The following is a 6,564-nucleotide window of genomic DNA, read 5'->3' as shown; positions in this document are numbered from 1 at the left end:
GGCCGGGGGCCAGCCCCCTCTTGGCCTGCGGCCAATTCACCCCCGGGATATTTGTGGAAACACGAAAGGGGAGAGGCGCTTTGGGTGGCGGTCAGGCCTTGGGGGCGGCCAGGGCGGCGCGGTCGGCCTGAAGATCGGAGGACAGGCTGGAGAAATCGCGCCCGGACGGCGCCTGGAACACGTTCAGGCCGAAATCCGGCAGGATCGCCAGAAGGTGGTCGAAGATGTCGGACTGGGTCGCCTCGAAATCCGCCAGCGCGGTGTTGCTGGTGAAGCAGTAGATCTCCAGCGGCAGACCGTCCGAGCCGGGCGCGAGCTGGCGCACCATCAGCAGCATGTCCTGCCGGATCGCGGCATGGTCGCGCAGGTAGTTTTCCACATAGGCGCGGAAGATGCCCAGATTGGTCATCCGCTTGCGGTTCGCGGGGATCGCCGCCGCCGGGCCGAGCCGGGCGTTCCATGCGTCGATTTCCTTCGTGCGCTCGGCGATGAAATCGGTCAGCCGCCGCAGATGCGAAAACTCCGCCCGTTCCGCATCGGTGAGGAAGCGCACCGTGTTCTGGTCGATGTAAAGCGCGCGCTGGATCCGGCGGCCGCCCGATTCCTGCATCCCGCGCCAGTTCTTGAAAGGTTCCGACACCAGCTTGCGCACCGGGAAGGTGGTGTAGGTATTGTCCCAGTTCCGCACCGTCACGGAATAGAGCGACAGTTCCCGCACCGTGCCGTTGGCGTTCATGGTGGGGATCTCGATCCAGTCGCCGACCCGGACGATATCGGTCGAGGAAATCTGGATCGAGGCGACCAGCGACAGCAGCGTGTCCTGAAACACCAGCAGCAGCACCGCCGTCAGCGCGCCGAGCCCGGACAGCAGGATCATCGGCGAACGGTCGAGGACCGCCGCCACCATCAGGATCGCCGCGATCACATAGACGACGATGATGGCGATCTGTACATAGCCCTTGACCGAACGCCCGGTGCCGTTCGCCCTTTGCTGCCAGAGCTTTTCGCCAAGCTTCAGCAGCGCCGTCAGCGCCAGCGCGAAGACGAGGATGTTGAACGCATTCGCCACGTTCCGCACGATCAGCGCGATGCCCGCGGGCAGCCCCGGCACCGCGTCGATCCAGCTGGCGATCACCATCGCGGGCGCGGCATTGGCAAGCCGCGCGATGACGCCCGATTTCACCAGATCGGGCCCGTTGATGAAGCTGAGCCCGGAGATGAGCCGGTTCAGGATCCGCACCAGCGCGACCTTGACGACGAAATTGACCACCACCGCCGCAAGGATCAGCGCGGTCAGCCAGAAGGCCGTTTCGACCACCGGATGGGACGCGATATAGGCCGCGAACAATCTCCGGATTTCGTCCATCTTCTCGTCGCTTCCGCTGGCTGTGACCGGCCCCGCGGTGCGGGGCCGTGGGTGCGGGGATCAGACCCCGGCGTAGATCTCGGCGATGCGGGCGATGGCGGCCTCGGCCGTCATTTCCTCGCTTTCGCCGGTGCGGCGCGAGGTCAGCTCGACGAGGTTCTTCGCCAGACCGCGCGGCCCCACGGTGATCCGCCACGGCAGGCCGATCAGGTCCATCGTGGCGAATTTCGCCCCCGCCCGTTCGTCGCGGTCGTCATAGAGCGGGTCGAAGCCCGCGGCCCGCAGCGCGCCATAGATCGCCTCGCAGGCGGTGTCGGTGGCGGCGTCGCCTTGTTTCAGGTTGACGATGCCGACATGGAAGGGGGTCACGCCCTCGGGCCAGATGATGCCCTTGTCGTCGTGGTTCGCCTCGATCAGCGCGCCGACGAGCCGGCTGACGCCGATCCCGTGCGAGCCCATTTCCACCGGGACCTTGGTGCCGTCGGGGGCGGTGACGGTGGCGCCCATCGCCGCGGAATATTTGGTGCCGAAGTAGAAGATCTGGCCCACTTCGATGCCACGGCCGACGCGGCGGCGTTCCTCGGGGATCTGGTCGAACAGCGCTTCGTCGTGGGTTTCGTCGGTGCGGGCATAGACGCTGGTGAATTCCTTGCAGATGTCCGCGACTTCCTCGCGGTTGTCGTAATCCACCTGACGGTCGCCCAGTTTCAGCTCCGCCACCGCCGCGTCATAGAAGACCTCGGATTCCCCGGTATTGGCGAGGACGAGGAATTCATGCGTGTTTTCCCCGCCGATCGGGCCGGAATCCGCCCGCATCGGGATCGCGGTCAGCCCCATCCGCTCATAGGTGCGCAGATAGCTGACCATGTGGCGGTTGTAGGCGTGCAGCGCATCTTCGCGGGTCAGGTCGAAGTTGTAGCCGTCCTTCATCAGGAATTCGCGCCCGCGCATGACCCCGAAACGGGGGCGGACCTCGTCGCGGAACTTCCACTGGATGTGATACAGCGTCAGCGGCAGTTCCTTGTAGGAGGACACATGCGCGCGGAAGATGTCGGTGATCATCTCCTCGTTCGTGGGACCGTAGAGCATTTCGCGGTCGTGCCGGTCCTTGAAGCGCAGCATTTCCGGGCCGTAGGCATCGTAGCGGCCCGACTCGCGCCACAGATCGGCGGATTGCAGCGTCGGCATCAGCAGCGGGATATGCCCGGCGCGCTGCTGTTCCTCATGCACGATCTGTTCCAGCCGCCGCAGCACCTTGAACCCCAGCGGCAGCCAGGCATAGATCCCCGCGGCCTCCTGCTTGATCATCCCCGCGCGCAGCATCAGCCGGTGCGAGGCGATCTGCGCCTCGGCGGGGTTTTCCTTGAGAACGGGGAGGAAGTAGCGGGAAAGGCGCATGGGGCGGATCCGATGTCTGGTTTTCGGGTTGACGAATGGCCTAGAGGAAATGGGCCGTCCGGGCAAGCGTCGTCGAGGGGCCGGATGCGCATGATGGCCCTTGCCGACGCCCGGGGAACGGCGCAGTCTGCCGCCATACGGAGGACCAGATGACCCAGACACTCTTTCCCCCGCCCGAGCTGCCGGTCGTTCCGGTGAAGGGCGAAACCGCCGGTTTCCCGCTGCGGCGCATCTTCTGCGTCGGGCGCAACTATGCCGCCCATGCCGCCGAAATGGGCGCGCAGGTGGAACGCGAGGCGCCGTTCTACTTCACCAAATCCGCCTTTGCCTATGTGGCCAGCGGCGAAACCGTGCCCTATGCGCCGGGAACGGGCGACCTGCATTATGAAATGGAGCTGGCCATCGCCATCGGCGCGCCGGTCTTTCGCGCCACGCCGGCCGAGGCGGAGCAGGCGATCTACGGCTATTGCTGCGCGCTCGACATGACGCGGCGCGACCTGCAGGCGCAGTTCAAGGAAAAGCGGCTGTCCTGGGATCTCGGCAAGGATTTCGAGAATTCCGCAGTCGTCGCGCCGATCACCAAGGCCGCGGATTTCGGCGCCGTCGCGGGCCAGCGCATCCATCTGGAGGTGGATGGCGCGAGCCGTCAGGATTCCCACCTGTCCGACATGGTGTGGAAGGTCGGCGAGCTTGTGTCCCACCTGTCGCATTACTACCACCTGGCGCCCGGCGACCTGATCCTGACCGGCACGCCCTCGGGCGTCGGCCCGGTCGTGGCGGGGAATGTGCTGACCGGGGGCATCGACGGGCTCGACCCGATCGAGCTGACCATCGCGCCGGCCGAATAGGCGCACTCAGGCGTGATGGAGCCTGTGCCCGGATGGTCTTGACCTTCGGGTGCGGGCAGGCCAGCTTTCGCCGACTTCAAGGAGCCGGTCCATGGCCACACGCACAGCGCCCTTTTCCGCATTCGAATTCATGATCGCCTGGCGCTATCTGCGCGCCCGGCGGGCCGAGGGCGGCGTTTCCGTCATGACCTGGATCAGCCTGATCGGCATCACGCTTGGCGTGGCGGCGCTGATCATCACGCTGGCGGTCCGGTCCGGGTTCCGGGCGGAATTCGTCGACACGATCCTTGGCTCCAACGCGCATGTCACCGTCTATTCCGCGCCAGAGGAGGTCGTGCCCGACAGCGGCATCTATTCCTCGCTGATGCGCGACTATGCCGAACGGGCGGAGCGGATCCGCGCGATCCCCGGCGTGACCAGCGCGGCGCCGCTGATCCGCGGGCAGGTGATGGCGACATTCAATGACCGCTCCAACGTGGCCGAGGTCTACGGCATGGCGCTCGATGACCTGAAGGCCATTCCCCGCGTCGCGGACCCCAAGACCGGGCGCGGCGACATCGACGGCTTCGACGGCGGCATCGCGATGGGCTCGGAACTCGCGCGTGAACTGGGCGTGGGGCTGGGCGACCGGGTGCGGCTGATGTCGCCGAACGGGGCGAAGACGCCCATCGGCACCAGCCCGCGGGTGAATGCCTACGAGGTCGTCTATATCTTCACCGCCGGGCGGTGGGATATCGACAAGACCCGCGTCTATATGCCCTTCGCCGAGGCGCAGAGCTATTTCAACCGCGAAGGCGGCGCGGATGAGATCGCCGTCGACGTGACCGACCCGGAACGGGTGGACGACTGGATGCCGCAGATTCTGGACGCGGGCGGGCCGGGGACGATGCTGTGGACATGGCGCGACGCCTCGGGCAGTTTCCTGCGCGCGCTCGATATCGAGGACAACGTGATGTTCGTGATCCTCTCGGTGCTGGTGCTGATCGCGACGATGAACATCACCTCGGGGCTGATCATGCTGGTGAAGAACAAGGGCCGCGACATCGGCATCCTGCGCACCATGGGCCTGACCGAGGGATCGGTGATGCGGGTGTTCTTTCTGTGCGGGGCCTTCACCGGGGTCCTCGGCACCGCGATGGGTGTGGGGATCGGGGTGGTCTTTTCGCTCTATATCGATCAGGTCATGTCCTTCGTGAACTGGCTGAACGGCGGCGGGGCGTGGGATCCGTCGATCCGCGGCATCTACGCGCTGCCCGCCAAGCTGCAGCCCTGGGACGTGGCCAAGGCGGTGATGCTGGCGCTTGGGCTGAGCTTCATCGTCACCATCTTCCCGGCCCGCCGCGCGGCCCGCATGAACCCGGTGGAGGCGCTGCGCTATGAATGACGTGCTGGTGCTGGAAAAGCTGGAAAAGTCCTACAATCGCGGCCAGCCGGGCGAGATTCAGGTGTTGCGCGGCATCGATCTGACCATCCCGCGCGGACAGGTGACGGCGCTGGTCGCGCCCTCGGGCGCCGGGAAATCGACGCTTCTTCATATCGCCGGGCTGCTGGATACGCCCGATGCCGGCCGGGTGCTGGTGAACGGCGCCGACCTGACCGGCGCGCCCGACCGCCGCCGGACCGAGGCACGCCGGAACGAGCTGGGTTTCGTCTACCAGTTCCACCACCTGCTGCCGGAATTCACCGCCGAGGAAAACGTCATCCTGCCGCAACTGGCGAATGGCGTGTCGCGCGCGCAGGCGCGGGAACGGGCGCGGGCGCTGCTGGCGCGGGTGGGCCTGCAGGACCGGGTGACGCACCGGCCCTCGGCCCTGTCGGGGGGGGAACAGCAGCGGGTGGCCTTCTGCCGCGCGCTGGCGAACGGGCCGAGCCTGTTGCTGGCGGACGAGCCGACCGGGAACCTCGACCCCGCGACCTCGGACACGGTGTTTTCGGTGCTGATGGATCTGGTGCGCGAAACCGGCCTGTCGGCGCTGATCGCGACGCATAACCTGGACCTCGCCGCGCGGATGGACCGCGTGCTGCGGCTGGAGGCCGGACAACTGACGGAGAGCGCATGATCCTTTACGGCATTCCCACCTGCGATACCTGCCGCAAGGCGAAGAAGGCGCTGGAAGCCGCGGGGCAGGCGGTGACCTTCCGCGACGTGCGGGCCGAGCCGCTGACCTCGGATGAGATCGGGACGTTTCTGGCGGCTTTCGGTGACCGGCTGGTCAACCGCGCCTCGACCACCTGGCGCGGGTTGTCGGAGACGGAACGGGCCGAGACGCCCGAAGCCCTGCTGGCCGCCCATCCCGCGCTGATGAAACGCCCGATCTTGCAATCGGGCGACCGGCTCACGCTTGGCTGGGATGCGAAGACGCAGGCCGAGTGGCTTTAGGCGGGTTCCAGAACCGCGATCCCGGGCGTGGGCGGATAAGGAGAGAGGGGGCCAGCCCCCTCGCGCGTTCCGCGCTCACCCCCGGGATATTTATGGAAAGATGAATGGCAGACAGGCCGTTCGGTGACTTTTGAAAGACGCAGCAGCGAACAGCACCCGTCTGTCGGGCATCTCACAAGCTTCAGGCGCCGGCCTCAGAGCAGTTTCAGATCACCGGCCGAGGAACGCCCGTCGCGACCGGAAATCAGCTCGAAGCTGACTTTCTGGTTGTCGGCAAGCGACTTCAGCCCGGCGCGTTCGACGGCCGAGATATGGACGAACACGTCCTTGCCGCCGTCATCGGGGGCGATGAACCCGTATCCCTTGGTGGTGTTGAACCATTTGACCGTTCCGGTTGGCATGACACTTCCTCCTTCAAGTCCTCCCGGGGCGTAATCGCCGCCGAGCCGTGCAGCCAGGTCTTTCTAGTCTTCCGGCTGCCCCGTTGAAGGGAGCGGTAGGAAAGTCTGCGTTCACACCTGAAAGCGTGCCACAGCAAAGCGAGAAATCAATAAAAAAAGGCGTGAAAGGAA

The 6,564-nt window shown here is 65.9% G+C and carries 7 protein-coding genes; 4 read left to right on the top strand and 3 right to left on the bottom strand.

Annotated elements, in window-relative coordinates; all coding sequences use genetic code 11:
• Positions 1–91: 91 nt before the first annotated feature.
• Positions 92–1,366 (bottom strand): mechanosensitive ion channel family protein, encoded by a 1,275-nt coding sequence (locus tag D2T30_RS07645; protein ID WP_128208382.1) that lies wholly within the window; start codon positions 1,364–1,366, stop codon positions 92–94.
• 60 nt (positions 1,367–1,426) lie between these two features.
• Positions 1,427–2,764, bottom strand: a complete 1,338-nt coding sequence (gene proS, locus D2T30_RS07640; protein ID WP_128208381.1) for a proline--tRNA ligase — start codon at positions 2,762–2,764, stop codon at positions 1,427–1,429.
• Between the two features lie 149 nt (positions 2,765–2,913).
• Between proS and D2T30_RS07635 the strand changes: the two genes are divergently transcribed.
• The 4 genes from D2T30_RS07635 to D2T30_RS07620 all read left to right on the top strand — a co-directional run bounded on the left by D2T30_RS07635 (position 2,914) and on the right by D2T30_RS07620 (position 5,992).
• A complete protein-coding gene (locus tag D2T30_RS07635) occupies positions 2,914–3,612 on the top strand; it encodes a fumarylacetoacetate hydrolase family protein (protein ID WP_128208380.1) in 699 nt (232 codons plus the stop codon).
• Positions 3,613–3,703: 91 nt separating this feature from the next.
• Positions 3,704–4,996 carry a lipoprotein-releasing ABC transporter permease subunit gene (locus D2T30_RS07630; protein ID WP_128208379.1) on the top strand — a complete coding sequence of 431 codons (1,293 nt, stop codon included), beginning with the start codon at positions 3,704–3,706 and terminating at the stop codon, positions 4,994–4,996.
• Positions 4,989–5,672 (top strand): ABC transporter ATP-binding protein, encoded by a 684-nt coding sequence (locus D2T30_RS07625; RefSeq protein ID WP_164881679.1) that lies wholly within the window; start codon positions 4,989–4,991, stop codon positions 5,670–5,672. The genes D2T30_RS07630 and D2T30_RS07625 overlap by 8 nt, the downstream gene beginning before the upstream one ends.
• Positions 5,669–5,992: an arsenate reductase family protein gene (locus tag D2T30_RS07620; RefSeq protein WP_128208378.1), complete on the top strand. Its 324-nt coding sequence runs from the start codon at positions 5,669–5,671 to the stop codon at positions 5,990–5,992. Before D2T30_RS07625 ends, D2T30_RS07620 begins: the two co-directional genes overlap by 4 nt.
• A gap of 194 nt (positions 5,993–6,186) precedes the next feature.
• Here the strand turns inward: D2T30_RS07620 and D2T30_RS07615 are convergent, their stop codons facing one another.
• On the bottom strand, positions 6,187–6,393 hold the full coding sequence (locus D2T30_RS07615; protein WP_128183613.1) for a cold-shock protein: 207 nt from the start codon (positions 6,391–6,393) through the stop codon (positions 6,187–6,189).
• Positions 6,394–6,564 lie beyond the last annotated feature (171 nt).

Origin of the sequence: Paenirhodobacter populi (assembly GCF_004022215.1) — a bacterium.
In the GTDB taxonomy this organism is placed as follows: Bacteria; Pseudomonadota; Alphaproteobacteria; order Rhodobacterales; family Rhodobacteraceae; genus Rhodobacter; species Rhodobacter populi.
The sequence above is the reverse complement of the archived record's forward strand: the minus strand, read 5'-3'. Positions and strand labels throughout refer to the sequence as shown.

Excerpts from the sequence above, each read along its gene's own strand:
- D2T30_RS07615 (WP_128183613.1), bottom strand. The coding sequence starts at position 6,393 with ATGCCAACCGGAACGGTCAAATGGTTCAACACCACCAAGGGATACGGG.
- D2T30_RS07645 (WP_128208382.1), bottom strand. The coding sequence starts at position 1,366 with ATGGACGAAATCCGGAGATTGTTCGCGGCCTATATCGCGTCCCATCCG.
- proS (WP_128208381.1), bottom strand. The coding sequence starts at position 2,764 with ATGCGCCTTTCCCGCTACTTCCTCCCCGTTCTCAAGGAAAACCCCGCC.
- D2T30_RS07630 (WP_128208379.1), top strand. The coding sequence starts at position 3,704 with ATGGCCACACGCACAGCGCCCTTTTCCGCATTCGAATTCATGATCGCC.
- D2T30_RS07625 (WP_164881679.1), top strand. The coding sequence starts at position 4,989 with ATGAATGACGTGCTGGTGCTGGAAAAGCTGGAAAAGTCCTACAATCGC.
- D2T30_RS07620 (WP_128208378.1), top strand. The coding sequence starts at position 5,669 with ATGATCCTTTACGGCATTCCCACCTGCGATACCTGCCGCAAGGCGAAG.
- D2T30_RS07635 (WP_128208380.1), top strand. The coding sequence starts at position 2,914 with ATGACCCAGACACTCTTTCCCCCGCCCGAGCTGCCGGTCGTTCCGGTG.